Source organism: Wenyingzhuangia sp. 2_MG-2023, assembly GCF_030548295.1.
Classification (GTDB): domain Bacteria; phylum Bacteroidota; class Bacteroidia; order Flavobacteriales; family Flavobacteriaceae; genus Wenyingzhuangia.
This window is the reverse complement of the sequence record NZ_JAUOSB010000001.1, coordinates 578,358-603,841: the sequence shown is the minus strand read 5'-3', so window position 1 is coordinate 603,841 and position 25,484 is coordinate 578,358. Positions and strand designations below refer to the sequence as shown.

Genomic DNA, 25,484 nt, shown 5'->3' with positions numbered 1-25,484 from the left:
ACACACAAAAGTTTTAATTAATTAGCCCCTGTATTCTTCTTCAATCTAAAATGCTTTATCTTTGAATATGCTTTTTAACAAAATTATCGGTCAAGAACACATTGTCAATCATTTGAAAAAAACGGTTGATTCGGGTAGAATAGCTCATGCGCAATTATTTGTTGGAAAAGAAGGAGTTGGTACTTTGGCTACAGCTATTGCATATGCTCAATATATTCTTTGTAACAATGATGAAACATGCAATCTTAAAACTGAAAAATTGCAACATCCTGATTTGCATTTTGCTTTTCCTGTAGCCGTAAATGATAAAGTAAAAAAACATCCTGTAAGCAAACTCTTTATGGAAGAATGGAGAACGTTTGTAAAACAAAATCCTTACGGTAGTCTATTCCAATGGTATCAACAACTAGGTATTGAAAACAAACAGGGACAAATGGGTGTTGACGAAGCTGAAGAAATTGTAAAATCTTTGACTTTAAAATCATACGAAGGAGGTTATAGAATTATGATTATTTGGATGGCAGAAAAAATGAACACTGCTGCTAGTAATAAATTGTTAAAATTGATAGAAGAACCCCCTAGCAAAACCATTTTTTTATTGGTTGTTGAACAAAAAGAACAAATGATCAATACCATACTTTCTCGTTGTCAACTTTTGGAATTTCCTCTTTTGAGCGAAAACAGCATTGCAGAGGGTTTGATAGAAAGGGAAAATACATTTCCGGCCGAAGCACTAAAAATAGCACACCGATCCGAAGGAAATTATAAAAAAGCTTTAGAAACTCTTAAAAAAGAAGGAAACGATCTTGAATTTGAACAATTATTTATCACTTGGGTAAGAGCTGCATTTAAGGCAAAAGGAAACGCTAGTGTGATTCAAGATTTGATTGAATGGTCTGATATGGTAGCTTCTTTTGGAAGGGAAAAACAAAAACAATTTTTAGACTTTTGTCTACAGTTCTTTAGACAAGCATTATTATTAAATTATGGAGCCAAAGATTTGGTTTTTTTTCAACCACAAACCCAGGGTTTTTCTTTAGAAAAATTTGCTCCTTTTGTACATGGGGGAAACATAGAAAGCATTAACAAAGAACTTAACGATGCTATTTACCATATAGAAAGAAATGGAAATGCTAAACTAGTTTTGTTAGATACGTCTATAAAACTAACACGATTACTTCACGTAAAATAAAAGAGAAAAACTGTAATTCAAATTTTTAACACGTTCTAAAAAAGCATTTTGTGCTAATCAAAACATGAATTACTATGGTTATTAAGTTACAGATAATTTGTTTTGTAAATTGAATTATTTCTGCCTTTTAGAAAAAAAGATGACTACTTTTAAGCATGACTTACAAGCTATACGCTTTTGATAAATAAAAAGATACCTATCTGTCAAACACAACTATCAAATTGAACACCTAAGAGAAGGAATCAAAAAATAGCTTTGACTAAGATTCATTACATCAATAAATTCTTTGAAAACAAAAATATAAATAAGATTAAAGGTAACCTTAATTTTTACACCATACTTTAGTACTAACATTTGTTGGTGAAGTTTGATTAAATTTGTCTTAGATTAATATGTGATAGTTACATTACCTATTGTTTATTTGATTGAAATTCCTAAATGCACAACAATCTATTTGGTTCTAATTCTCGCAAAAAAATGTCTTATAAAAAACATTGTCCTCATTGTCAATCTAGATCAAGGTCTAGATTGAAAAAGCATGGAATTAAGCGGCTATTTATTTTATTTAAATTTTACCAATGTGCAAGTTGTGACCGTATGTACACTTATTTTTTATTGACCAACAGATGTTATTCCTTTTTAAATTCAAAAAAAAGCAAAAAATACAATCCTATATAGTTTTAAAAAGCGACTCTAAAAATCAGATTAGGAACAAAGCCTAAAGAAATTCTATCTTTTTGAATCAAGACTTGCCTTTCCACTCTGTTAGGACCTTCTTCTTCTATAATTGTTTCGATGTCGTAATCTCTATTTAAAATATTTTTCCTGTTCACCAAATTTTGTAAAGTCAACCCTATTTTACCTTTTACTTTGCTTTTACTATTAAATTTAAACATGTAGAACATCGAAAAATCAATTCTATGGTAATCTGGTAATCTTTTGCTATTCAACTCCTCAAAATCAATTCTTAAATTATTCTTTTTGTCTAAAACAGCCGTTTTGAGCGTGTATGGAATTCCTGAATGGAATCTCCATCCCATAGAAAATTCTAACTTATTCATTGTATAGTTATGCGACCAAATAAGATTGTGAGGAGCATCGTAAGAACCTTTAAATTTTTCACCTTCATTCAAATTGTCAAAAAGATAACTACTATCTGACAACGTATAACTAATCCAACTACTGTAATCTTTCCACTGTTTTTTGATTAAAAGATCTATACCTTTTACGGTATTACTACCGTTGAAGTATTTACTAACGCGAATGTTTTCATCCATTAAATACAAAATGCCATCCGTAAATTTATAGTACAATTCTGCATCTAAAGTCCATCCATTTTTTTGATAACTAGAACCAAAACTGGTCTGAAAACTATTCAAAACAGGAATACTTTGATTGTCAGACAAAGCCCAAAATCTATCAAATAAACCACCAAGACCATCTGATCTAAAATCTACTACTTGCGCTATAGATTGGTGTTTTAACTCCGACGAAAACTTAAAACTTATTGCTTTATTTTTTTTGTAATTTACATTCAACCTTGGTTCAAAAAAACTTTTATCTAAATTGTTAAAATATTGCCATCTCATCCCTAAATTAACAAGCCATTTGTTTTTTATATTGAACTCATACTCCGTAAAAAAAGCATAATTATAAGTTTTATCACTAATTATATCATTTATTTGATTAGTGTCTTGTGCTACATCTCTCCCAAATAAATAATAAACATTGTAATTGTTGTATTGAGATCCCAATTGCCATTTGTTATTATTCTTTGTTTGTTTTTCAAAAACATACTCAACATCGTTTTCTTTGATGTAATTATTTTTTATGAAGTAAGTGTTTTCTAAGGTTCCATCAACGGATGAAAACTCTCTAAAACCATCATATTCTTTGTTGAAATTGGTACTACTAAAAGCTATTTGAGAAGTACCTTTTTGTAATGATCCATATTTCCAGCTCCAGTGAAATCCTTTGTTTTCTATATTTATTTTATCTTCAAAAGATTCCTCTGCTCCAGGAATTTCTCCACTAAATTTTAAATTGTTCAGATTGTACAAATAACTAAACGTTAATTTGTTTTTAGAATTAGGTTTTACTATTATTTTAGAATGATAATCTTCATAGAAAAAATCATTGTCTATATTTTCCAATCTTAATTTTTCATCTTCTAAAGCTTCAGATATTCTGCTATTCTGAAAAGCAACTTTGGCAAATTTTTTATATGTAATTGTATTAAAAACATCTGTAATAGATCTTCGTGCAGAAAAAATCAATCCAACTTTGTCTTTAAACATGGGTGTTTTTACATAAAAATCAGAATGTGTTAACGTACTACCTAAACCAAAAGAAAAACTATCAGGAATGTTGTTTTGCGTATTGATATCTAAAACACCACCTACATTGTTACCATATTTTGCATGTGTGCCAGATCTGTACAATTTAACATCGTTAGTTATGTAAGGGTTGAACGCAGATATCAATCCAAAAAAATGGGAAAAATGATACATTTTCATCCCATCAAAAAGCACCAAGTTCTGGTCAGGAGTACTACCTCTTACATGAATACCCGAAGCTGTTTCATCTGGACTATGAACTCCAGGAATCAATTGCAAAGTTTGCAATACATCGGGTTCTATAACTCCAGGAAGAATTCCTATTTTTTTAGGATTTAAAACAATACTTCCGTCTTTTTTTTGATCCAATCCTCTTGCTAAATAATCTGTAATTACAATTTCTGAAAGTTGCTGAATGTTTTCTTCTAAGAAAATTTTTAAACAATCATTGCTAAAATAAGCAACAGGAATGGTCATTTTTTTATACTCTAATTCTTTAATTGAGATGATTTCATCCTCCAAAATATTTTCAATTTCAAAGTACCCTTGTTCATTTGTTATGGTACTTTTTCCATTAAAAAACAAAGCAATAAAAGAAAGACCTTTTTTAGTTTTAGCGTCTAAAACTCTTCCACAAACATTAATTTTATGGGCTTTTTTTCTTCTAACAATATAATTTTTATCATCAATTTTTTCAAAAACCAATTGTGTTTGTTCTGCTAAGTTTAGCAAAATAGTTTCTAAATTTTTATGCTTAAAAACAGTGATCGCTGAAAACTGTTGAACTTGATTTTCGTTGTAAGAAAAAGTGATGTTATTATTTTGAGATAATTGATTTAAAACCTCTTTTAGCGTTTGTTTTTCTTGGCAAAATATAGAAAATGATAGCAAAAAAAGAAAACCTAAAAATCTCTTCATAATTATTGATCAATCGTTACTGTGTTCTCTTTAATTTTATAGTTGATATCCATTGACTTACCAATAATTTCTACCGCTTTGGTTAAATCATCATTCAAAAGTTTCCCTGAATATTTTTGAGTTATATCTACATTTTTATTTTTTACAGTTATTCCGTAAACATTTTCCAAATCTTTAAAAACAATGCTTAAAGGAGTACCGTTGTATTGATATGTATTTCTAACCCAATCTGGTTGAGACCAATGAATGTTGTAATTTTTTTTGGTTTTATCTTTAAAATTTACTCCTTTTCCTGGAGTTAAAACTGTATCCAAAAATCCGTTAGCAACATATACCTTTCCTTCATAACACTCAACCGACAAATAATTTTTTATGGTTTGTACATTAAACTGTGTTCCCAAAACTGTTACAGATCCTTCTTCTGTATGTACAGAAAAAGCAGAACCTTTTTTTACTTTAAAATACCCCTCTCCTTCTAATTCCAATTCTCTTTCTCCTTCTTTCCATTTTTTTTCATTGAAACTAATAGACGATTGGCCATTTAAATTTACCGTAGATCCATCTGGTAAAATATACGCTAATTTTTGCCCTTTTGCTACTTGTATTGTATTATTTTGATTGAAAAAGAAAGAAACACCTATCAATAACAAAATTGCAGCTGCAGCACCATATACCCAAGTAGAAATTAATTTTTTAACTTTATTTTTTTCCTTTTGAATAGCCAACTGTATTTGTTGGTATACTTTTTCTTGATTGAAAACGGGTACTTTAAACTCTTTACTTTTCTCAGCAATTTTTAAATACAGAGAATAATCTGGAGACTCTTTAAATTCTTTTAACTCATTATCAGACAAATCATTGCTCAACCACCTTGCTAAAAAAGTATCGTTATTTATATGATTTTGTTTCATTATTTTCTATTTGTAACTATAACATTTGTAAGCCTAAAAACCCTACTCTAATTTGTTTTAACCTTATATTTTTTTTCCAATGCTATTTCTTAATTTTAGCAAAGCTCCGTGCATTCTTTTTTCGACTGCCTTTACAGAAATATTTAGCATTTCTGCTATTTCTCTGTACTTTTTATCTTCTATTCTGTTCAATAAAAAAACCTCTCTTTCTCCCGGAGTTAATTCTTCTATTGCTTTTTCAAGCTTAATCATAAACTCCTGTTCTTCTAAAATAAAATCTGGAGATTCATTGTTGTTTCTATCTTTTGCTGAACTTTGCTGATAATTAAGTTTTACTTTGTTGTGAGCCACTTCATTTAAAAATTGATTGTTAGCTATGGTGTACAAATAAGATTTTGCTTTGCTAAAAATTACTTTTGCACAGTTATTCCAGAGTTTTATAAAAGCCTCTTGCACCAAATCTTCTGCCCTATCTTGATCGCCACATTTAAAATACATAAATCTATACAAAGACCTACTGTATTGTTTATAAATGGATTCATATGTTTTGGCCTCGCAAACCGAAGTTTCTTTTGACATATCTATTGTTTGTAATCTCAAAAATAAATGATTCTTAGTTATATTATGTTTTAAATTAAAATCTATTCTTAAAAAAGTCAAAAAATATGGTAGGGTATTTTAAAAATTAGATGTTTTATTAACGTCTATCGCACATAAAAAAATACAAAGATAGTTTTTCGTTTCATAGCAAAAACCAGTCGGTCCCTGTGGTGTTTATCATTACAGGGATTTTTTTTTGTCTTTTTTATAGGGAAACTCATAAGCTGTTTGTCTTACTTATATAACACAAACAAATCTTATTATGAAAACCATTAGCAAATCTATCTACAAAATATTACTATTCTCTTTTATCTTTATCTCTTGTTCTGAATCTGAAAACAATGAAGAAGTAGAAATTAAAATAGAGTTTAGAACTTTTGAGGCTGAAAATAATTTAGATATCAAAGTTATTGCCACAAAAATTGAAGGAAGTTATACCCAAATAGATGAGCATAGTGGTGCAGAATTACATTTGGGATCTAATATAGGTACTACCGAATTTTGTATAAAATTGGTTACTGACGAAAATTCAGAAGGAATAACTACTTGCAAAACATTTAAGAGAACTCAAGAAGAAGTTGACAAAGCAAATAAATTGTAAAGTCTCATCCCATTATTTCTCAATATATTTATATCGTTCTGATTCTTAGTCGTATTTGAATCAAACACAACCAATTATCTTATGAAAACAATTCCTTTTCTATACAAAATAATCTTTATAGCCTTTCTATTTCTAAATTCTTGTCAAAAAGAAACTTCTGATAATATGCTTGGTAGTACTGAAACTAGCAACAGTAGTTTGAGTAATAAATCTATAGCCAATCTAAAAAACTTAATTCTAGATGCTTCTGCAGAAATAAGTTTTCCTGTAACTGTGGTTACTTATTATCTAAATTCTGAACAATCTGGAAGTAATGAATTTAAAAATGAAGATGATTTGTTTTCTTTTTTAAAGAGTTCTGAAACAGGTAATATTCTGGCTTCTATCAAATATCCTATTCAAGTATTAGACAGAAACAAAGATTCTTATACACTAAAAAACAATACAGAATTGGACGATATTATTGAAAACACTATAAAACCCATCAAAGTATATCTGCCACTTACAGAAAGCTATTTAACAGACGATTTATTAGATAAGATACGAGATTATTTAAGCTCTTACAATGGTTTTGAATATCCTATTCAATTTACAACGGGTTTGCAAAATGTATTACAGAACGGTTTGGCAATCAGTACTTACCAAGCAACCGACAAGCAAGATTTGATCAATTTTCTACCTACTAATTCTAACGAAAATTTATTGGTAGCTTTTGAATATCCTATTGAAATTGAAAACACAACTGTTCGTTCCAATTTAGAATTAGAAGTCTTTTTTGAATCTAAGCAAATTGACATTAAAAATGCCATAAAATTCATAACTCAACACAACGGTACAACAGATGATTTTATAGACAATTCTCCTAATATTTCTATTCAATTCCCTTTTAGTGTAACCATTGTAAATGAAGTTATAGATTTGACCAATGAAAGTAATTTTGACAATCTTTTATCATTAAAAATAAACAACGACAATGCCCCTATTTATATTGAATATCCTATAAATGTTACAGGTTCTGATGGTGTATATACCATCAATACTATTGATGAATTGAACAGTTTACAAACCAATTATAACAACGATTTTACTTATACGAGTAGTAACCCATTTTCATGTATTGAGATTGTATATCCTGTAGAAATAAATACAACACAAGGAATTTATTCAATTGAAAATGATATCCAGTTTTATAGTGATTCAGACTCTTTGATTGACATTGCTTATCCTATTCAAGTAAAAGATGCAAATGGGACTAATACAACCATTAACAACGATGGTGAATTTATTTTAAAAGTAGATGATTGTTTATAAAATAATACTAATGAGTAGTTCCTTTTCATGGAATTACTCATCGGTTTTAAAAAAATATATATGAGTAAAAGTCCTAATCTATGTGATGAAATTTTGTTTGAAAAATTTTACAAACAAAACTTTAAAGCTGCAAATAATTTTGCTTTTTACAAATGTGGAAGTTCTAGTGATTCTTTAGATCTTTTACAAGATTCCTTTGCTAAAATTTGGGAAAATTGCGCTTCTATCAACTATCTAAAAGCCAAAAGTTATTTGTTTACAACTATCAATCATCTTTTTTTAAACAAAGTAAAGCATCAAAATGTTGTATTTGCTTATCAAAAAGAAACTCCTAATTACGATAAAGACAATCACTCCCCAGAATATCTTTATTTAGAAGAAGAATACAAACAACAATTGCTGACTAAAATTGCTGCTTTACCTGCGCAACAAAGACAGATTTTTTTATTGAACAGAATAGAAAATAAAAAGTATAGAGAAATAGCTGAATTGCTAAATATCTCCCAAAAAACAGTAGAAAAACATATGTCTGAAGCTCTTAAAAATTTACAGCTTAAAACAAAATTCAGCAAATAAAACATCTTAAAATGGAAAATGAAAAATACATACACCAATGGATGAATGATGAGTTGACTTCTGAGGAATTAGAATCAAAAATAGGTTTTAAGGAATTGGAAGCATTGAAAAAATTATCTCATTATACCACACATATCAATGTTCCTAAAGAAAATTCTGAAGAAGCTTTTCAGAATTTTCAACAACTAAAAAAGCACAAAAAAGGAAAGGTTGTAAACTTTTCTGTAGTATTTAAAGTAGCTGCAGCTATATTGTTACTTATCTACCCTACTTACTATTTTGTAACGCAAAACAATTCTACCACCATTACAACTAGCATAGCAGAAACTAAAATCCTTGTTTTGCCAGACAATTCTGAAGTTGTTTTAAATGGTAACTCTACTATTTCGTATGCTGAAAATAATTGGAACGAACATAGAAATATAAATTTAACTGGAGAAGCTTATTTTAAAGTAGCCAAAGGAAAAAAATTTACTGTGCATACTCAAAGTGGAACAGTTCAAGTTTTAGGAACACAGTTTAATGTACAAGATCGTACCGGTTTTTTTCAAGTTGATTGTTATGAAGGTTCTGTAAAAGTAACTTATCAAAATCATGAAAAAATTCTACTTCCAGGTAAAATAATTCAAATTCTTACCGAAAATAAAATTCAACATTTAACTACCCCTAATAAAAAACCTAGTTGGATTCTTAAGGAATCTTCTTTTAATCAGACTCCTTTATTTAAAGTAATAGAGGAATTGGAAAAACAGTATGATATCAATATTGTTCTAAAAAACGTAGACAACAAAACTCTTTTTACGGGTACATTTACGCACACAAATTTAGAAATAGCATTAAAAACTCTTACAATTCCGTTAAAATTAACCTACACTATTAATCAAAATGAAGTAATTATTTCGAAATAATGAAACATCTATTTTGGATTTTTCTTTGGTTATCAACCAATATTTGGGTGTATTCTCAATCAAAAAAATCATCACTTTTTTTGATTGATTATATTCCTGTGCTTGAGAAAAAATTTGATGTTAAATTTGCTTTTTCTCCATCAGATTTAGAAAAAGTAACCATCTCTCAACCAACACAAACAACTAATTTAGATGAAATTATTTTATTCATAAACAATAACAGTCTATTGCGTTTTAAAAGAATAAACAAGCGCTACATTACCATTACCAAAAAAAACAAATTTATAGAGGTTTTAAACACTGTTACTTTAACCAAATACTTAACAAAAGGATTGCAAAAAAAGACTGATGGAAGCATTGTTTTGAATACTAAAAAATTTGGTATTTTACCGGGTTTGTCTAGTCCAGACATCATGCAATCCATACAAATATTACCAGGTATAGAAAGTGAAAATGAAAGTATTAACTACCTAAATGTTAGAGGTGGAACTAACGATCAAAATCTGATTCTTTGGGAGGGTATGAAAATGTATCATTCCAGTCATTTTTTTGGACTCATTTCTGCTTACAATTCAAATTTTATAGATAAAGTTACCGTTACTAAAAACGGAACTAGCAGTGCTTATGGAAATGGTATTTCTAGCACCATTTTTATGTCTAACAAAGATGAATTGACTCATAATTTTTCGGGAAATATCAATGTAGATTTGATCAATGCTGGTATGTTTTTAAAGATCCCAATCAATCAAAAATTAGAATTACAAGTTTCTGGTAGAAAATCTCTGACAAATTTTTTTGAAACCATTACTTATGATAATTATTTCTACAAAAGTTTTCAGGATAGTGAAATTAAAATTAAGAAAGATGAAATAATAGATACAAAATCTAAATTTTCCTTTTATGATTATAGTGCAAAACTACTTTACGATGTCAATTCTAAAAACAAGCTACGTGTAAATTATATAAACATAGTCAATAGTTTAAACTATCATGAACTATCTACAGATGAGAAAAAGAGCAATTTAAATCAGGAAAAAAAAGCTATTGGGCTAGATTGGAAAACACAGTGGAATTCTAACAATTTAACAGAAATTTTAGCTTATCATACTCAATATAATATTGAATCTTTTGATAAAAAATACAATTTGAATCAAACTAATTTTCAGAAAAATTTAGTCACAGAAAACAATATAAAAATACAGCATCACCTCAAATTCAAAACAAATTACAATCTTTTATTGGGTGCAGAATTTATAGAAACAGGTGTCTTAAATAGGACTCTAATCAACAAACCTACTATAGAACGAAATATAAAAGAAGTATTAAAAACACAAGCTGTATTCTCTGAGATGGTCTATAAAAATAAAAACACTTTTTTAAAATCAGGACTTAGAATCAATTATTTACAAAAATTTGACAAATTAATTTTTGAACCAAGATTTGTTTTAAAACAAAAAATAACCGATAATCTAAAGTTTAAATTGTTAGGAGAATTCAAACATCAAACTGTCAATCAAAAAGTAGATTTTAAAGATCATTTTTTAGGTGTTGAAAATAGACGATGGATTTTATCAGATAATAAATTTACACCTATCGTAAAAAGCAAACAAATTTCTTACGGTATAGATTATAGCTTCAAAAATATGTATGTGGAAATCACTAGTTTTTATAAGCGTGTAACAGGAGTAACCGCAGCTAGTCAAGGATTTTACAATAGTTTTAAATTTGAGCAAGCACACGGGAATTACAACACTTATGGTACCGAATTTCTAATCAATAAAACGGGTAAAAAATACAGTACTTGGATTAGTTACACTATTAGCAATAACAATTACTTTTTTAGCAAATTTGATCCGAAAGTTTTTCCAAACAATTTAAATGTAAATCAATCTTCATCACTAGGTTTTAACTATACATTGCTTAAAAATATTGAATTGTCCGTAGGTCTAAATTGGAAAAAAGGAAATGTATACACAAAACCTATAAAAGACAATCCTGTAATCAAAATCAATGGAATTGAAGCTATCAATTACGATCTTCCTAACAAAGAAAATTTAGAAGATTTTTTTAGAATTGACACTTCTTTGAAATACAAATTTAAAATGAACAATCGTATTACTGGAAGTTTTAATATTGGAATTTTAAATTTGACCAATAAACAAAATATCATTCAAAGATATTATACTTTAGACGACAATAATGGTGTGATTCAAATTGACAATAGATCCTTAAAATTTACACCAAATATTAGCACTAACATTCGTTTTTAAATTTGACCAGAATATGATATTATCCATTCTAGCTTTTTTAGGTATTTCTTTTGGGTACTCACTTTTTGAAAAATTAAAAGATAAAAAAGGATACACTCAATTCTTAGCACATCATTTAAAAAATAAAAAACGAGCAAATTTATTTTGGTGGTTTTTAGTTATTATAAATTCAGTAACAACTCTTTTTTTATGTATCGGAATTTTTCAACTACTTTTCAATTTTAACTTTTGTGCTTTTACATTAATCTTTAAATTTTCTGCTGTCACAATTTTAATATTACTTTTTGGACAAAGAATGGCGGGAGATTTTCAAGGAGCAGCAAATTTGGGAATTTACATGCTGCTTGTAATTTTTGGTTGGTATTTGTCTTCTATTGCTATTCAATTATAACTATAAAGATTATTTATATAAAAAGCAATACTCTATAAATAATCTCTTTTAAAAATGACATTCATAAATAAATTTTAATCCATTTTTTAAAAAAAGAAATACAATTATAACATAAACTTATAAAAATGTCTTAAAACAGCTTATTATTCGTTTTTCATATTTTTAAGCACATAAATTAACGAAGAGTACTCTCCTGTACGTTTTGCAGCCTTGTTAGATTTTATTCCATTGATAATTGCTTTGATAAAATTCTTTTTTCCAGTTTTGTATTGTTCACTTAATAACGAAACATAAAATGCATCAAATTTCATAGGTATGGTTTTTACTACTTTCATTAATTCTGTAGAAAACAATCTATGAATAGAAGTTTGAGAAAAATGCCACAAATGTCTAGGTACGTCATAGGCAGCCCAAAACTGTTTGTAATGTTCTGCATCGTAACTTTTATAATTTGGTACAGCAATAACCAATACTCCATCTGGTTTTAACAATTGCTTTAACCTATAAATATACATATCCAAATCATACACATGTTCTAAAACATGCCAAAGTGTAATTACATCAAATTGATAAGGATTGGATTCATTTTGAATTTCTTTTCCTTCAAATTTTAAAACTTCTTTTTCTACATTCTTAGTTTCATGTTCGGAATGATGGTATAGTTTTGTATGCTTGTAACTTTGTTTGTAATCTATCTCTTTTTCTTCTCCAGCAAAGTCATCTTCAAAAAAAGCATGAATATCAGAATAAATATATGTTCCTTTCTTTAATTTTTCTAATCCTTTTTCTCGTGCTTTTTTACTAGGTTCTATTCCGGTTACCTTCCACCCTGCTTGTTGGCATGTATTTAAAAAATCACCTGTTCCGCAACCTATATCTAAAACTGTTTTGTGTTCTGTAGAAAAAGAATTTAACAATTCTAATTTTTTATTCAATGCATATTTTTTGACAAAATTGTAAGCAATTTCGGTAATTGTTTTTTTACTATCTGTGTGAGAAATATAATTTTCACTTTCATAATACGATCCCAAATCTTCTTTTTCAGGTCTAGGATTTGTAATTAACAAATCAATTCTATCATCTAATAACAATTCAAAATTTTCTTTTGAAACAGAATAATCTTTGGTTTTTAAATACGATTCTAAGGCCATTATTTTATTTTATTTTACCTGAAATTTAAATTTTGCATTAGATAGAAAATACAAACACATTTTTGTTCTTACTAAATGCTTACACAAATATACTTTAAAACCATATTTTCTACTTATGTCTTTTGCATTAAATACTTTTGTTTTTATCCAATTTAACTAAGCAAGGTACACAGCACTTTTATCATAGAGCTCTTGTGAAATAATAGTTAAGGAATTATCTTTTGGAATTTCTAAAACCAGCAAAAATATAAATATTTTATAGCTGCTAGAATTCCTCTTTATCAACTCACTTTTAAAATTTATTGGATAATTATATTCTTGAGTATTATAATTACCAATTAACAACACATATTTTTTTGCAATCTTGTCTACTTTATTAAACTCACATAATTAAAAACTTTTGATATAGCTTGATTTCACAAAATAATAAGGAAGAATTACAACCAATAGAAAAGAAAAATAGATCATTTTTTCCTTCTTTTCATCTCAAAAACAGATTTAAAATTTGACTTAATTCCAAATAAAAACCGATACTTTTCACAAAGTATCGGTTAACTATTTTAAAACTGTTCCACGTGGAACTATCAATTAACGTCCCATATAAACCAACAAAACAGATACATCTGATGGAGATACTCCACTAATTCTACTCGCTTGGGAAATGGTTACAGGTTGTATCTTAGTCAATTTTTGTTGTGCTTCTATAGACAAAGATTTTACTTTGTAATAATCAAACGTTTTAGGAATGGATATATTTTCTAAACGTTGTAACTTATCTGCATTGTTCTTTTCTTTTTCAATATAACCAGCATATTTAACCTTTACTTCTGCCTGCTCAATAGCATCAGCATCTATATTATTTTCAGCTACAAAATCTGCAACTCCAGGAAAAGTAATCACATCTTTAAAATCAATTTGAGGACGTGAAGCAACCTTAAACATCTTTACAGATTGATTGATAACAGCAGATCCTTTAGCTTCTAAAATTGGATTGATGTCTTTCGGTTTTATACTAGTTTCATGTAAAAACTGAACTAATAAATCAGAATTTTTAATCTTTTCTTTTACTGTTTCTAAACGCTCATCAGAAGCTAAACCAATAGCATTAGATAATGGTGTTAATCTAATATCTGCATTATCTTGACGAAGTAAAGTTCTATATTCAGCTCTAGAAGTAAACATTCTGTAAGGCTCTTCTGTTCCTTTTGTAATTAAATCATCAATTAAAACTCCAATATAAGCTTCATCTCTTTTTAAAATAAAAGGAGGTCTTTGTTGAACTTTTAAAGCAGCATTTATTCCAGCCATCAAACCTTGAGCACCCGCTTCTTCATAACCTGTGGTTCCATTAATCTGTCCAGCAAAAAACAAATTCTTAACCAATTTAGTTTCTAAAGAATGAGTTAATTGTGTTGGTGGGAAAAAATCATATTCAATAGCATATCCATAGCGTAAGAATTTTACGTTTTCAAAACCAGCTACTTTACGCAAAGCTTTGTCTTGAACATCTTCTGGTAAAGAAGTAGAAAAACCATTTACATAAATCTCTACAGTCTTCCACCCTTCTGGTTCTACAAAAATTTGATGTCTATCTTTCGTAGCAAAACGATCAATTTTATCTTCTATAGAAGGACAATATCTTGGTCCTGTAGATTGAATTCTACCATTAAACATAGGAGAACGATCAAAACCTGTTCTTAACAAATCATGAACTTCTTGAGAAGTATAACTCATATAACAAGAACGTTGTTCCGTTAACTTTTTAGTAGTTGGTAGATAAGAAAACTTTTCAGGATTTTCATCACCTGGCTGTTCAATCATTTTAGAAAAATCTAAAGAACGAGCATCCACTCTTGGTGGTGTTCCTGTTTTCATTCTCCCTGCTTCAAAACCAACTTTCACTAAATCTTCTGTAATTCCTGTAGAAGCACTTTCACCAGATCTCCCCCCTCCAAATGATTTTTCTCCAATATGAATCAGACCATTTAAAAAAGTACCAGCAGTAATAATTACAGATTTTGCTTTTATCTCAAAACCCAATCCCGTTTTAACTCCTTTAATTTCTCCATCTTCAATTATCAAACCCTTGATCATATCTTGATAAAAATCCAAATTATCAGTTTGCTCTAACATGTTTCTCCACTCCTCAGCAAAACGCATTCTATCAGATTGAGCTCTTGGACTCCACATAGCAGGTCCTTTAGATTTGTTTAACATCTTAAACTGTATAGCTGTATTATCGGTAACAATACCACTATAACCACCTAAGGCATCTATCTCTCTTACAATTTGACCTTTTGCAATTCCACCCATAGCAGGATTACAACTCATTTGAGCAATATTTTGCAAACTCATTGTTACCAATAAAGTTTTTGAACCCATGTTAGCAGCAGCAGCAGCAGCTTCAGAACCAGCATGACCTGCACCAACAACTATCACATCATAAGTATCCGTAAATAAACTCATAAATCATTTAAATTAAAATATTGACAGAGCAATATTAGTTAATGTTCCACGTGGAACTGTATAAAATTAATTTGTTAAGATAGATAAATACTCCTCCTCTTTAGACCTCATCATTTTTGCATCGTCATCAGATTTATCTTTAAAACCACAATAGTGTAGAACTCCATGAATAATGACTCTCGGCAATTCATCTTCAAAAGAAATATTCAAATCAATAGCATTGTCTCTAACTCTTTCAATAGAAATAAAAATATCACCAGAAATCAATTTTCCCATGGTATAATCAAAACTAATCACATCGGTTAAAGTATCATGATCTAAAAATTCTACATTCAATTTATGTAGATACTCATCATCACAAAAAATATAATTGATATCACCTTCTTGAAAGCCTTCTTTTATGATAGATTGTGAAATCCAATCACTATACATATCTTCGTTAACCAATTCAAAATCAGCTTCGTAATTAAAAACAATCATATAACAAATTTAGTTTTGCAAAGGTACTAAAAAGGATTGTACCTAGAAACACAATAAAATAAAGTATATATGCTTAAAAATTAACGGATAAAGTATATTTGCAATCGAATAAAACAACACTAATTTTAAAAACACAATCATGGAAAATGTACGTGTAAGATTTGCACCTAGTCCAACAGGACCTTTGCATATTGGAGGAGTAAGAACCGCATTGTTCAATTACTTATTTGCAAAAAAACACAATGGAACTTTTGTATTAAGAATAGAAGATACAGATCAAACTAGATATGTTGCCAATGCAGAAAAATACATTACTGAAGCCTTAGAATGGTGTGGAATTCCTTTTGAAGAAGGTCCTGGAAAAAATGAAAAGTTTGGTCCTTATCGTCAGTCTGAAAGAAAAGAAATTTATAAAAAATATGCAGATGCTTTGGTGGCAAGTAACCAAGCCTATTATGCATTTGATAGTTCAGAAGAATTAGATGAATTAAGAAAACAAGCAGAAGCAAACAAAACTGTATTTGTATATAATAATGTTTCACGTGAAACATTGAACAATTCTATCAATTTATCTAAAGAAGAAATTGCTAAAAAAATAGCAGCTAATGAAAAATATGTAATAAGATTTAAAACACCTAAAGATCAAAAATTAATTTTAGACGATATGATTCGTGGTGAAATTGTGATTGATACAAATACTTTGGATGATAAAATTTTATTCAAATCTGATGGAATGCCAACCTACCATTTGGCAAACATAGTAGACGATCATTTGATGGAAATTAGTCATGTGATTCGTGGAGAAGAATGGTTACCTTCACTCCCACTGCATAGTTTATTGTACGAGGCATTTGGATGGATTTCACCCAAATTTGCACATTTACCTCTTATTCTAAAACCAGTTGGTAAAGGGAAATTGAGTAAACGTGACGGGGATAAATTAGGATTTCCAGTATTCCCATTGAGTTATACAAATGAACAGACTGGTGAAATCTCTAGAGGTTATAGAGAGGATGGGTATTTTAATGATGCTTTTATAAATATGCTTTCTTTATTAGGATGGAATCCTGGTACAGAACAAGAAATATTTTCTTTAGAAGAGTTAGCTAAAGAATTTACCATTGAACGTGTTTCTAAGTCTGGAGCAAAATTTAGCCCAGAAAAAACAAACTGGTTCAATCAACAATATATGCAAACGAAAAGCAACGAAGAAATTGCTTTATTATTTACAGAGTTGTATGCCGAAAAATTAAATACATTTAGCAAAGAATACATTGTTAAAGTTATTGGATTGGTAAAAGAAAGAGCTGTATTTACAAAAGATTTGTGGGAATTATCAGATTACTTTTTTAAAAACCCGGAAACTTACGATGAAAAAGCATCTAAAAAACAATGGAAAGAAAATACTCCTGCTATTCTAAAAGATGTTAAAAATATAATAGAGAATACTTCTGAATTTAATAGCATGAAAATAGAAACAAAAGTAAAAGAATATTTGACTGAAAAAGAATTAGGATTTGGAAGTGTAATGCCACCATTAAGATTGAGTATTGTTGGTGCAATGAAAGGTCCTCACCTATTTGATATCATAGAAATGATTGGAAAAGAAAATACTATTTTAAGAATAGAAAATGCGATTCAAACGTTGAGTTAATCAATTCAAAATATTTCATATAAGCCGTCTAAAAAAATATTTTAGACGGTTTTTTTGTGACTTAAAAAACATATCTTTAAAAGAAAAAACATGTTAAACATCTTACCCATTTTAATTCCCATAGTACTATTATTAGTTTTAGGAATATTTACCGTACAACAACAAACAACTGCCATAATAGAAAGATTTGGCAAATTTGTGGGAACAAGACAAGCAGGATTGAATTTTAAAATTCCATTTATAGATAAAATAGCAGGAAGAGTAAGTTTAAAAATTCAACAACTAGATGTCTTAGTAGAAACAAAAACAAAAGATGATGTTTTTGTACAAATGAAAATATCTGTTCAATTTCAAATTTTAAGAGAAAAAGTTGAAGATGCATTTTACAAATTACAAAATCCACACGATCAAATTACTGCTTATATTTTTGATGTAGTAAGAGCAGAAGTTCCAAAGATGAAGTTAGACGATGTTTTTGAAAAGAAAGATGATATTGCCTTAGCTATACAAAGAGAGTTGAAAGAAGCAATGCTAAACTACGGATATGACATTGTAAAAGCATTGGTAACAGACATAGATCCTGATGCACAAGTAAAAGCTGCAATGAATAGAATTAATGCTGCAGAACGTGAAAAAATTGCTGCTCAATTTGAAGGAGATGCTCAGCGAATTTCTATAGTAGAAAGAGCACGTGGAGAAGCTGAAAGTAAACGTTTACAAGGTAAAGGTATTGCGGATCAACGTAGAGAAATTGCACGTGGTTTGGAAGAATCTGTTGATGTTTTAAACAAAGCTGGTATTAATAGTCAAGAAGCATCTGCATTGATTGTAATTACGCAGCATTATGATACTTTACAATCTATAGGTTCTGAAACAAACAGCAATTTAATTTTGTTGCCAAACAATCCAAATGCTGCAAGTAGCATGTTAAACGATATGGTTACAAGTTTGGTAGCTGCAAATAAAGTTCAAGAAAATTCAAAATAAATTATTGATAAAAAGGAATTTTAAATCCTAAAGAAATTTGATCTTGATTCATATTGAATCTTTTACTATCTAGAATAAAAGAACTGTTCATAAAAAAATATCCGGTTCTTAAATAAAGTCCCGTAGTAAGACTTCCAAAACTATCATAGTTAAAATAAGAGGAACAAGTAAATTTTAATGTTTCAAAACGAGTACTGAAAGAAAAATTTGAGATGGATTTTATGTATTCAAGTTTTTTACCATTCAATGGAAAATAATCCAAATTAGTATTCATAAAAAAATGTTTTCCTAAATTGTAGTCAAAATTTAAGTGAATTGTGGTAGGTAAAATATAGCTAACTTTTTCATGTTTTTGTTCCTTGTCAATTGTTAAATAACTATAATAATTGATCGTATTGTTAGGAAGTGTAAAATCTACGAGGTTATTTTTTTTACGAACATTGTTAAAATTTATAAAACCTAAATCTGTAACTGAAAACGATAATTTATATTGATAAGCAACAGTGTTCAAATGAATATTGTTGCTTTTATCTTTATATAAAGAATGATAATGTTTCCTATTTTTTTCAAAAGTAAAACCAAAATCTAAAGCTTGACCATAATTAGCTCCATTAGAAGAATTTTGAACAGTGATAACACCAGAAACATCTAAAGTGCTTTGCAAAGGATTAGGAATGTAATAATTTAACGTAGATTGAAAATCATTCATGGCAAAAGAAAACGTTTTTATTCCTTTTAAAAACTTTAGAGTCAAACCAAATTTCCATAATTTGTCATAATCATGTCGAATAATAGTAGCATAACTCAACCCTAGTTCTCCCCAAGAAAAAGTTTGACCATAGCCTCTCAAATTGTTTTTTTGAAAATCTAAAAAATCATCAATTGAACCTATCGTATTGTCCTTTGATAAAAAATAACCATTTAAATTGTAAGCCAAACCTTGAACTCTTAAAGCACTTGTAAATGAAAAAGAACTTCTTGGATTGATAGCTAACAAAAAAGAAGGTCCTAAAGTTGTAGAATTTAAATAACCAAAAGAATTTTTAGTTGCATTAAAATTATATAAATAGCTCTCAAAATCACCAAAGCCTAAATCTTTTAAAAAAGAATTGATATTAGAATTGTTAGATTTAGAAAGTAATTCAAAATCCTTAAAACCTACATTTACATCTTTTACAATAGCAGCATAATCAATATTAGTTACGTTGTTAGTAAAGACAGATGAATTAGAAAATAAATTGATATCTAATTTATAAGGAGTATTGGCACTACGAGCAGGATTGACAAGTACACCTAAAACACCAGAATAATTATCTGTAGAAATTATTGTGTTTTGAGAATATGTGAAATTAGGAAATAAAAAAAATAAGTATAAAATATACTTCATTCAAGGGGTATAAAACTATTGGGGATAGTTTTATACAAAACTAAAGAAATAAAGAGTAAAATATCTTAAACAAATGCATAAAAAAACACCAATAGCTTCTTAAACTATTGGTGTTAATATTATAATATAAATACGCTTATTTTTCTTTTTCTACTTTTTTGGTAGGCTCATCGTCTTCTTTGGTTGCTTTTTTAAATTCTTTAATTCCGCCACCAAGACCTTTCATTAATTCAGGAATTTTACGACCTCCAAATAATAATAATACAACAACAGCTATTAAAATCATCGACTGAGGTCCAACAAAACCTAGAGATATATTTAAAATATTCATTTTTATCTATTTTTTATTCTACAAATATACATTTTTTACCCATAAAGAAAACTAAAGAATCTTTAGACTACTCTATTCTTATAACTTTTCCTAAAAAAGTTTTTTCACTTACAGAGAAAGGATTTCCCTTGTAACTAATTTCACCTTTTATACGTGCATTGGCTTCTAAAAATTCAGAAACAAAAATAAACGCATTAGAAGCATTTACTTTTACATACGCTTTTTTACTTTTTAACTGATAAGCATTGTAATTACTTTTAGTTAAAACCTCAATTTTTTGACTTTCAGTAACGCCATTTAAGACAATATCACTACCTAACTCAAGCTTGGCTATAAAATCAACTGTATTTAGCTTTAAATCTGCTCTAACGTTGTTAATCAACTCTAATTCAAGAAAATTTTCTTGAATTACATCCGCAGAAGTAATTTTTACGTTGTTAGACAATTTGATGTAGCGAATTCCAGGTTTGTAATAAATTTTGGTTTTTAAATCACTTTTGAATTTTGCACTTAAAGATGTTGTCAACTTTAATTCATGTCCTTTGTTATCAATAGTTAATTTATCTACATCATTTCCATAAACTTCTATTTTGTAAGAATCCGAAACAATCAACTCAACATCCATGTCACTACTAATTGTTATTGATTTGAATTCTTTTAAATTTTGTTTTAAATCTTGAGCAGAAACAAAATTAGTAATCAATAACAGCAATAATAATTTTTTCATAATATTTATAATTTCAATAAATGAATAAGGAACAAAAACTATTCCTCAATTAAATAAAAATCTAAATGCTTACGTTCTAAGTCAGCATTTTTAACTTTTATCCAAACTTCATCACCCAAACGGTAAATTTGTCCATACTTACGACCTACCAAAGCATATTCGTCTTGATCAAAGGCAAAATGATCACTAGTAATATCTCTAGTTCTTACCATTCCTTCACATTTGTTTTCAATAATTTCAATATAAATTCCCCACTCTGTTACTCCAGAAATAACACCTTTAAAAGCAATACCAGTAAAGTTTTGCATGTATTTTATCTGCATGTATTTGATAGAATCACGCTCAGCTTTAGAAGCTAACATTTCCATTTCTGAAGAATGTTTGCATTTTTCTTCATACTCTTCAGTAGATACAGATTTACCTTTGTCTAAATAATGTTGTAACAATCTATGAGCCATTACATCTGGGTAACGTCTAATTGGCGATGTAAAATGGCTATAATAATCAAAAGCCAAACCGTAATGTCCAATATTTTCAGTTGTATATTCAGCCTTACTCATAGAACGTATGGTAAGCGTTTCAATCATGTTAGATTCTGCTTTCCCATGTACATCACTTAACAATTTGTTTAAAGAACTAGAAGTAGTCATTCTAGATTTTGTGTTGATGCCATATCCAAATTTAGAAACCAAAGTTCCTAAAGCTTCTAATTTATCAATATTAGGTTCATCATGAACCCTATAAATAAATGTTTTTTTAGCTTCTCCTGATTTTGTTTTACCTACAAATTCAGCAACTTTTCTATTGGCCAACAACATAAATTCTTCAATCAATTTGTTAGCATCTTTAGATTCCTTAAAAAAGACACCTATAGGATTGGCATTTTCGTCTAAATTAAATTTGGTTTCAACTTTATCAAAAGCCAAAGCTCCAGATTTTAATCTTTTACCACGCATAATTTTTGCCAAAATATCCATTTTAAGAATTGCTTCAGAAATTTTAACATCTACATCATAAGCTTCATCCGTCAAAGAAATTTCAGCAGGAATACTATGATTCTTCTCATCAGGTTGTTCTAAAATAACTTGGGCTTCTTCATAAGCAAAACGTTTGTCAGAATAAGTAACGGTTCTACCGTACCATTCATTTTTAATTTCAGCTTTGTCATTCATTTGAAAAACGGCAGAAAACGTTAATTTTTCTTCATTTGGACGTAAAGAACAAACACCGTTAGACAGCATTTCTGGCAACATAGGTACTACCCTATCAACCAAATAAACAGAAGTTGCACGATTGTAAGCTTCTTCATCCAAAATAGAATTTTCTGCTACATAGTGAGAAACATCAGCAATGTGAATTCCTATTTCGTAATTTCCGTTTTCTAAAATTTGAAAAGACAAAGCATCGTCAAAATCTTTGGCATCACGTGGATCGATGGTAAATGTTAATACATCACGCATGTCTCTACGTTTGGCAATTTCTTCTTCTGTAATAGCAACATCCAATTGCTCAGCAGCTGCTTCTACACCAGGAGGAAATTCGTAAGGCAAATCGTACTCCGCTAAAATGGCATGAATCTCTGTATTGTGTTCACCCGCCTGTCCTAAAACTCTTGTAATTTCTCCATAAGGATTTTTAGAATCACCAGACCAATCTGTAATTTTGGCAACCACTTTATCACCATCTACAGCAGTAGAAATTTTATCTTTTGGTATAAAAATATCGTTAGGCATAGAACGGTCATCAGTAACCACAAAACCAAAACGAGCACTCAATTGTAACGTACCAACAAATTCAGATTTTTTACGTTCTAATATATCTACAACTTCACCTTCAAATTTATTTCTTTGTTTGCGTTTGTAAACATAAACTTTTGCGGTATCACCATTCAAACCTCCATTTACATCAGCTTTATTTATAAAAACATCTGATTCAAAATCGTCACAAATAAAATAAGCATTTCCTGTACTTGTTAAATCTAAAGTACCTATATGATAGTTTTTAGTGGCATCTAAAAGATACTTACCTCTATCTTGTTCTATAATTTTTTTTTGAGCTTTGAGCTCTTCTAATTTTAACAACAATTGTTGTTTGCTACCATGATCTTCTAAATCTAAAGCAGCGGCAATTTGTTTATAATTTAAAGCTTTATTACTATTTTCATTAAGTACTTTAAATACTTTACGAGTCAAATCTTTTACAACTCCACCTTTTTTCTTAAAAAGCCCTTTTCTTTTTGCTCTTGGCATATTTTTTATTTATTATCTCCGATAAAGGTACAGCAAATACGTATAAGGAAAGTTGATCTAAATAAATTTTATGTAAACCTTTTCAACAACTATATAATATTTAATTTTTTCTTTTTTAAAATTTATAAAACAAATTATGGAGTATTATTAGCTGTTTACTTACACAGTAAATTAACATTAAAATATTTTTACTTAACACTAAGTTTACTTTATCAACAAGTTTTTAAAGTAATAAATATTTGTAATTAAAGGGATTATGTATAGTTATCCACAGTTGTTAATAACTGTTTTTTTTACAATTAGCTTATAAAATTACAGTTTGATAATCTTGATAAAGTGTGAATAAATTGTTAACAACCTGTGGTAACTTTATAGTAAATAAATTTGGCTTGTATTGGTCGTTCGCTGTATTGTTTTTTAAAGATGAAAATCAAAATTTAGTTTGCTCTTTTTTATAACATGTTATTAACAAAACTACCGTTTTTATAAACCATTGATTTTAAACCAATTCTATTAAAGTTATCATTTTTAATGTTAATAACTAGTTAAGATGTTAAAAACGTAAAAAAATAGTACTAAAATTAAATATACAATAATATGAATCCTTGAAAGCAAGTCAATTAAATAAATTGTGTTCAAATGCATACACAAGTATACCATTTTGTAATTTAGCGGCTTAAAAATAATTTATATGAATGTACCTAAATCAGATTTACCTAGAGTTGTAGTTATTGGAGGAGGATTTGCAGGTCTTACTTTGGTAAAAAGATTGAGAAAATTACCTATACAATTGGTAATGATCAATAAACACAATTATCATGCTTTTCAACCTTTGTTGTATCAAATTTCTACAAGTGGTATAGAATCAGATTCCATTGCGTATCCATTAAGGATGTTTATCAAAAAACAGCAGAATTTTTATTTTAGAATGGCGGATGTTAAAGAGGTAGATCCTGAAACTAAAATAATAAAATCTGATATAGGTAATTTGTCTTATGATTATTTAATCATCAATACAGGTACCAAAACAAATTATTTTGGAAATAAAGAAATTAAAAAACATGCAATGCCGATGAAAACAATTCCTCAGGCATTGAATTTGAGAAGTTTAATTTTACAGAACTTTGAACGTTCTACTGTAGAAGTTGATGAAGAAACTAAAAAGTTTTTATTAAACTTTGTAATTGTAGGTGCAGGTCCTACTGGAGTTGAGTTGGCTGGAGCTATTGCAGAATTTAAAAAAAGTGTGCTGCCTTTAGATTATCCTGATTTGGATCCAAGTTTAATGAAAATAAATTTGTTAGAAGGTGGAGATAGAGTCTTGCCTCCTATGAGTGAACATGCTTCTAAAAAATCTACAAAATTTTTAAAAGAGTTAGGTGTAGAAATACACACTAGTACTATAGTTACAGAATACGATGGGAAGTTGGCTAAAACTAAAGATGGAAAAGAATTTGCTACCCGTACTTTAATTTGGTCTGCAGGAGTAATTGCAAACAATATAAAAGGTTTACCAGAAGAATGTACAGAACCGCGTAGTAAAAGGTATTTTGTAAATGAATTTAATCAAATTAAAGGATACAAAAATGTTTTTGCTTTGGGTGATGTAGCTTTAATGGTTTCTGAAGATTATCCTAGAGGACATCCTCAGGTTGCACAACCAGCCATTCAACAAGCAAATAATTTGGCTAAAAACTTTCCTAAAATATTAAAAGGAACTCATAATCTAAAATCTTTTACATACAAAGACAAAGGTTCTATGGCTACTATAGGAAGAAACAAAGCTGTTGCAGATATCAATAAATTAAAATTTGGTGGATTTATAGCTTGGTTAATTTGGATGTTTGTACACTTAATTTCTTTGGTAGGTTTTAAAAATAGAATGGTTATTTTAATTAGTTGGATTTACAATTATACCAATTACAACAAAGGAGCTCGTTTAATTATTAGAAGGTTTAGTGTCACCAAACGTAGAGTAAGAACCAACGCAGAATTGTAGCCTTTTTTACGTAAATTTGTAGCAAATTATAAAATATAA

The 25,484-nt window shown here is 28.7% G+C and carries 20 protein-coding genes; 10 read left to right on the top strand and 10 right to left on the bottom strand.

All coding sequences use genetic code 11. The features are described from left to right. Positions 1 to 67 precede the first annotated feature (67 nt). A complete protein-coding gene (locus Q4548_RS02370) occupies positions 68 to 1,192 on the top strand; it encodes a DNA polymerase III subunit delta' (RefSeq protein WP_303451059.1) in 1,125 nt (374 codons plus the stop codon). 680 nt (positions 1,193 to 1,872) lie between these two features. On the opposite strand, the gene Q4548_RS02365 is transcribed toward Q4548_RS02370, so the two are convergent. The 3 genes from Q4548_RS02365 to Q4548_RS02355 form a co-directional block, all read right to left on the bottom strand. After that, positions 1,873 to 4,446, bottom strand: a complete 2,574-nt coding sequence (locus Q4548_RS02365) for a TonB-dependent receptor domain-containing protein (protein ID WP_303451057.1) — start codon at positions 4,444 to 4,446, stop codon at positions 1,873 to 1,875. A gap of 2 nt (positions 4,447 to 4,448) precedes the next feature. After that, the gene (locus Q4548_RS02360; RefSeq protein WP_303451054.1) at positions 4,449 to 5,357 is read right to left on the bottom strand and encodes a FecR family protein; all 909 of its coding nucleotides are present in this window, start codon (positions 5,355 to 5,357) and stop codon (positions 4,449 to 4,451) included. A gap of 63 nt (positions 5,358 to 5,420) precedes the next feature. Beyond that, positions 5,421 to 5,936, bottom strand: coding sequence for an RNA polymerase sigma factor (locus Q4548_RS02355; RefSeq protein ID WP_303451051.1), 516 nt, complete (start codon positions 5,934 to 5,936; stop codon positions 5,421 to 5,423). Positions 5,937 to 6,219: 283 nt separating this feature from the next. Between Q4548_RS02355 and Q4548_RS02350 the strand changes: the two genes are divergently transcribed. The 6 genes from Q4548_RS02350 to Q4548_RS02325 all read left to right on the top strand — a co-directional run bounded on the left by Q4548_RS02350 (position 6,220) and on the right by Q4548_RS02325 (position 12,014). Further along, a complete protein-coding gene (locus Q4548_RS02350) occupies positions 6,220 to 6,558 on the top strand; it encodes a hypothetical protein (RefSeq protein WP_303451048.1) in 339 nt (112 codons plus the stop codon). 81 nt (positions 6,559 to 6,639) lie between these two features. Then, positions 6,640 to 7,869 (top strand): hypothetical protein, encoded by a 1,230-nt coding sequence (locus Q4548_RS02345; RefSeq protein ID WP_303451045.1) that lies wholly within the window; start codon positions 6,640 to 6,642, stop codon positions 7,867 to 7,869. Between the two features lie 60 nt (positions 7,870 to 7,929). Beyond that, a complete protein-coding gene (locus Q4548_RS02340; protein WP_303451042.1) occupies positions 7,930 to 8,445 on the top strand; it encodes a sigma-70 family RNA polymerase sigma factor in 516 nt (171 codons plus the stop codon). Between the two features lie 11 nt (positions 8,446 to 8,456). Further along, the gene (locus tag Q4548_RS02335) at positions 8,457 to 9,353 is read left to right on the top strand and encodes a FecR family protein (RefSeq protein ID WP_303451039.1); all 897 of its coding nucleotides are present in this window, start codon (positions 8,457 to 8,459) and stop codon (positions 9,351 to 9,353) included. Then, the gene (locus tag Q4548_RS02330) at positions 9,353 to 11,623 is read left to right on the top strand and encodes a TonB-dependent siderophore receptor (protein ID WP_303451036.1); all 2,271 of its coding nucleotides are present in this window, start codon (positions 9,353 to 9,355) and stop codon (positions 11,621 to 11,623) included. Before Q4548_RS02335 ends, Q4548_RS02330 begins: the two co-directional genes overlap by 1 nt. A 13-nt stretch (positions 11,624 to 11,636) precedes the next feature. Beyond that, complete coding sequence (locus Q4548_RS02325) at positions 11,637 to 12,014, top strand: hypothetical protein (RefSeq protein ID WP_303451033.1); 378 nt, start codon at positions 11,637 to 11,639, stop codon at positions 12,012 to 12,014. Positions 12,015 to 12,157: 143 nt separating this feature from the next. Here the strand turns inward: Q4548_RS02325 and Q4548_RS02320 are convergent, their stop codons facing one another. The 3 genes from Q4548_RS02320 to ybeY form a co-directional block, all read right to left on the bottom strand. After that, a complete protein-coding gene (locus tag Q4548_RS02320; protein ID WP_303451030.1) occupies positions 12,158 to 13,165 on the bottom strand; it encodes a bifunctional 2-polyprenyl-6-hydroxyphenol methylase/3-demethylubiquinol 3-O-methyltransferase UbiG in 1,008 nt (335 codons plus the stop codon). A gap of 588 nt (positions 13,166 to 13,753) precedes the next feature. Then, positions 13,754 to 15,631 carry a tRNA uridine-5-carboxymethylaminomethyl(34) synthesis enzyme MnmG gene (gene mnmG, locus Q4548_RS02315; protein WP_303451027.1) on the bottom strand — a complete coding sequence of 626 codons (1,878 nt, stop codon included), beginning with the start codon at positions 15,629 to 15,631 and terminating at the stop codon, positions 13,754 to 13,756. A gap of 66 nt (positions 15,632 to 15,697) precedes the next feature. Then, positions 15,698 to 16,111 (bottom strand): rRNA maturation RNase YbeY, encoded by a 414-nt coding sequence (ybeY, locus tag Q4548_RS02310; protein WP_303451024.1) that lies wholly within the window; start codon positions 16,109 to 16,111, stop codon positions 15,698 to 15,700. 139 nt (positions 16,112 to 16,250) lie between these two features. On the opposite strand from ybeY, the gene gltX reads away from it, so the two are divergent. After that, positions 16,251 to 17,765 (top strand): glutamate--tRNA ligase, encoded by a 1,515-nt coding sequence (gene gltX, locus Q4548_RS02305; RefSeq protein ID WP_303451021.1) that lies wholly within the window; start codon positions 16,251 to 16,253, stop codon positions 17,763 to 17,765. Between the two features lie 90 nt (positions 17,766 to 17,855). Continuing rightward, positions 17,856 to 18,752, top strand: a complete 897-nt coding sequence (locus Q4548_RS02300; protein WP_303451018.1) for an SPFH domain-containing protein — start codon at positions 17,856 to 17,858, stop codon at positions 18,750 to 18,752. A gap of 1 nt (position 18,753) precedes the next feature. Here the strand turns inward: Q4548_RS02300 and Q4548_RS02295 are convergent, their stop codons facing one another. The 4 genes from Q4548_RS02295 to rnr all read right to left on the bottom strand — a co-directional run bounded on the left by Q4548_RS02295 (position 18,754) and on the right by rnr (position 23,446). Then, on the bottom strand, positions 18,754 to 20,139 hold the full coding sequence (locus tag Q4548_RS02295; protein WP_303451015.1) for a DUF5723 family protein: 1,386 nt from the start codon (positions 20,137 to 20,139) through the stop codon (positions 18,754 to 18,756). Between the two features lie 136 nt (positions 20,140 to 20,275). Then, positions 20,276 to 20,470 (bottom strand): twin-arginine translocase TatA/TatE family subunit, encoded by a 195-nt coding sequence (locus tag Q4548_RS02290; protein WP_303451013.1) that lies wholly within the window; start codon positions 20,468 to 20,470, stop codon positions 20,276 to 20,278. A 67-nt stretch (positions 20,471 to 20,537) separates the two neighbouring features. Then, positions 20,538 to 21,197 carry a GIN domain-containing protein gene (locus tag Q4548_RS02285; protein ID WP_303451010.1) on the bottom strand — a complete coding sequence of 220 codons (660 nt, stop codon included), beginning with the start codon at positions 21,195 to 21,197 and terminating at the stop codon, positions 20,538 to 20,540. 38 nt (positions 21,198 to 21,235) lie between these two features. Then, positions 21,236 to 23,446, bottom strand: coding sequence for a ribonuclease R (gene rnr / locus Q4548_RS02280; RefSeq protein WP_303451007.1), 2,211 nt, complete (start codon positions 23,444 to 23,446; stop codon positions 21,236 to 21,238). A 691-nt stretch (positions 23,447 to 24,137) separates the two neighbouring features. Between rnr and Q4548_RS02275 the strand changes: the two genes are divergently transcribed. Further along, positions 24,138 to 25,445: an NAD(P)/FAD-dependent oxidoreductase gene (locus tag Q4548_RS02275; protein WP_303451003.1), complete on the top strand. Its 1,308-nt coding sequence runs from the start codon at positions 24,138 to 24,140 to the stop codon at positions 25,443 to 25,445. Positions 25,446 to 25,484 lie beyond the last annotated feature (39 nt).

Excerpts from the sequence above, each read along its gene's own strand:
- Q4548_RS02370 (WP_303451059.1), top strand. The coding sequence starts at position 68 with ATGCTTTTTAACAAAATTATCGGTCAAGAACACATTGTCAATCATTTG.
- Q4548_RS02365 (WP_303451057.1), bottom strand. The coding sequence starts at position 4,446 with ATGAAGAGATTTTTAGGTTTTCTTTTTTTGCTATCATTTTCTATATTT.
- Q4548_RS02360 (WP_303451054.1), bottom strand. The coding sequence starts at position 5,357 with ATGAAACAAAATCATATAAATAACGATACTTTTTTAGCAAGGTGGTTG.
- Q4548_RS02355 (WP_303451051.1), bottom strand. The coding sequence starts at position 5,936 with ATGTCAAAAGAAACTTCGGTTTGCGAGGCCAAAACATATGAATCCATT.
- Q4548_RS02350 (WP_303451048.1), top strand. The coding sequence starts at position 6,220 with ATGAAAACCATTAGCAAATCTATCTACAAAATATTACTATTCTCTTTT.
- Q4548_RS02345 (WP_303451045.1), top strand. The coding sequence starts at position 6,640 with ATGAAAACAATTCCTTTTCTATACAAAATAATCTTTATAGCCTTTCTA.
- Q4548_RS02340 (WP_303451042.1), top strand. The coding sequence starts at position 7,930 with ATGAGTAAAAGTCCTAATCTATGTGATGAAATTTTGTTTGAAAAATTT.
- Q4548_RS02335 (WP_303451039.1), top strand. The coding sequence starts at position 8,457 with ATGGAAAATGAAAAATACATACACCAATGGATGAATGATGAGTTGACT.
- Q4548_RS02330 (WP_303451036.1), top strand. The coding sequence starts at position 9,353 with ATGAAACATCTATTTTGGATTTTTCTTTGGTTATCAACCAATATTTGG.
- Q4548_RS02325 (WP_303451033.1), top strand. The coding sequence starts at position 11,637 with ATGATATTATCCATTCTAGCTTTTTTAGGTATTTCTTTTGGGTACTCA.
- Q4548_RS02320 (WP_303451030.1), bottom strand. The coding sequence starts at position 13,165 with ATGGCCTTAGAATCGTATTTAAAAACCAAAGATTATTCTGTTTCAAAA.
- mnmG (WP_303451027.1), bottom strand. The coding sequence starts at position 15,631 with ATGAGTTTATTTACGGATACTTATGATGTGATAGTTGTTGGTGCAGGT.
- ybeY (WP_303451024.1), bottom strand. The coding sequence starts at position 16,111 with ATGATTGTTTTTAATTACGAAGCTGATTTTGAATTGGTTAACGAAGAT.
- gltX (WP_303451021.1), top strand. The coding sequence starts at position 16,251 with ATGGAAAATGTACGTGTAAGATTTGCACCTAGTCCAACAGGACCTTTG.
- Q4548_RS02300 (WP_303451018.1), top strand. The coding sequence starts at position 17,856 with ATGTTAAACATCTTACCCATTTTAATTCCCATAGTACTATTATTAGTT.
- Q4548_RS02295 (WP_303451015.1), bottom strand. The coding sequence starts at position 20,139 with ATGAAGTATATTTTATACTTATTTTTTTTATTTCCTAATTTCACATAT.
- Q4548_RS02290 (WP_303451013.1), bottom strand. The coding sequence starts at position 20,470 with ATGAATATTTTAAATATATCTCTAGGTTTTGTTGGACCTCAGTCGATG.
- Q4548_RS02285 (WP_303451010.1), bottom strand. The coding sequence starts at position 21,197 with ATGAAAAAATTATTATTGCTGTTATTGATTACTAATTTTGTTTCTGCT.
- rnr (WP_303451007.1), bottom strand. The coding sequence starts at position 23,446 with ATGCCAAGAGCAAAAAGAAAAGGGCTTTTTAAGAAAAAAGGTGGAGTT.
- Q4548_RS02275 (WP_303451003.1), top strand. The coding sequence starts at position 24,138 with ATGAATGTACCTAAATCAGATTTACCTAGAGTTGTAGTTATTGGAGGA.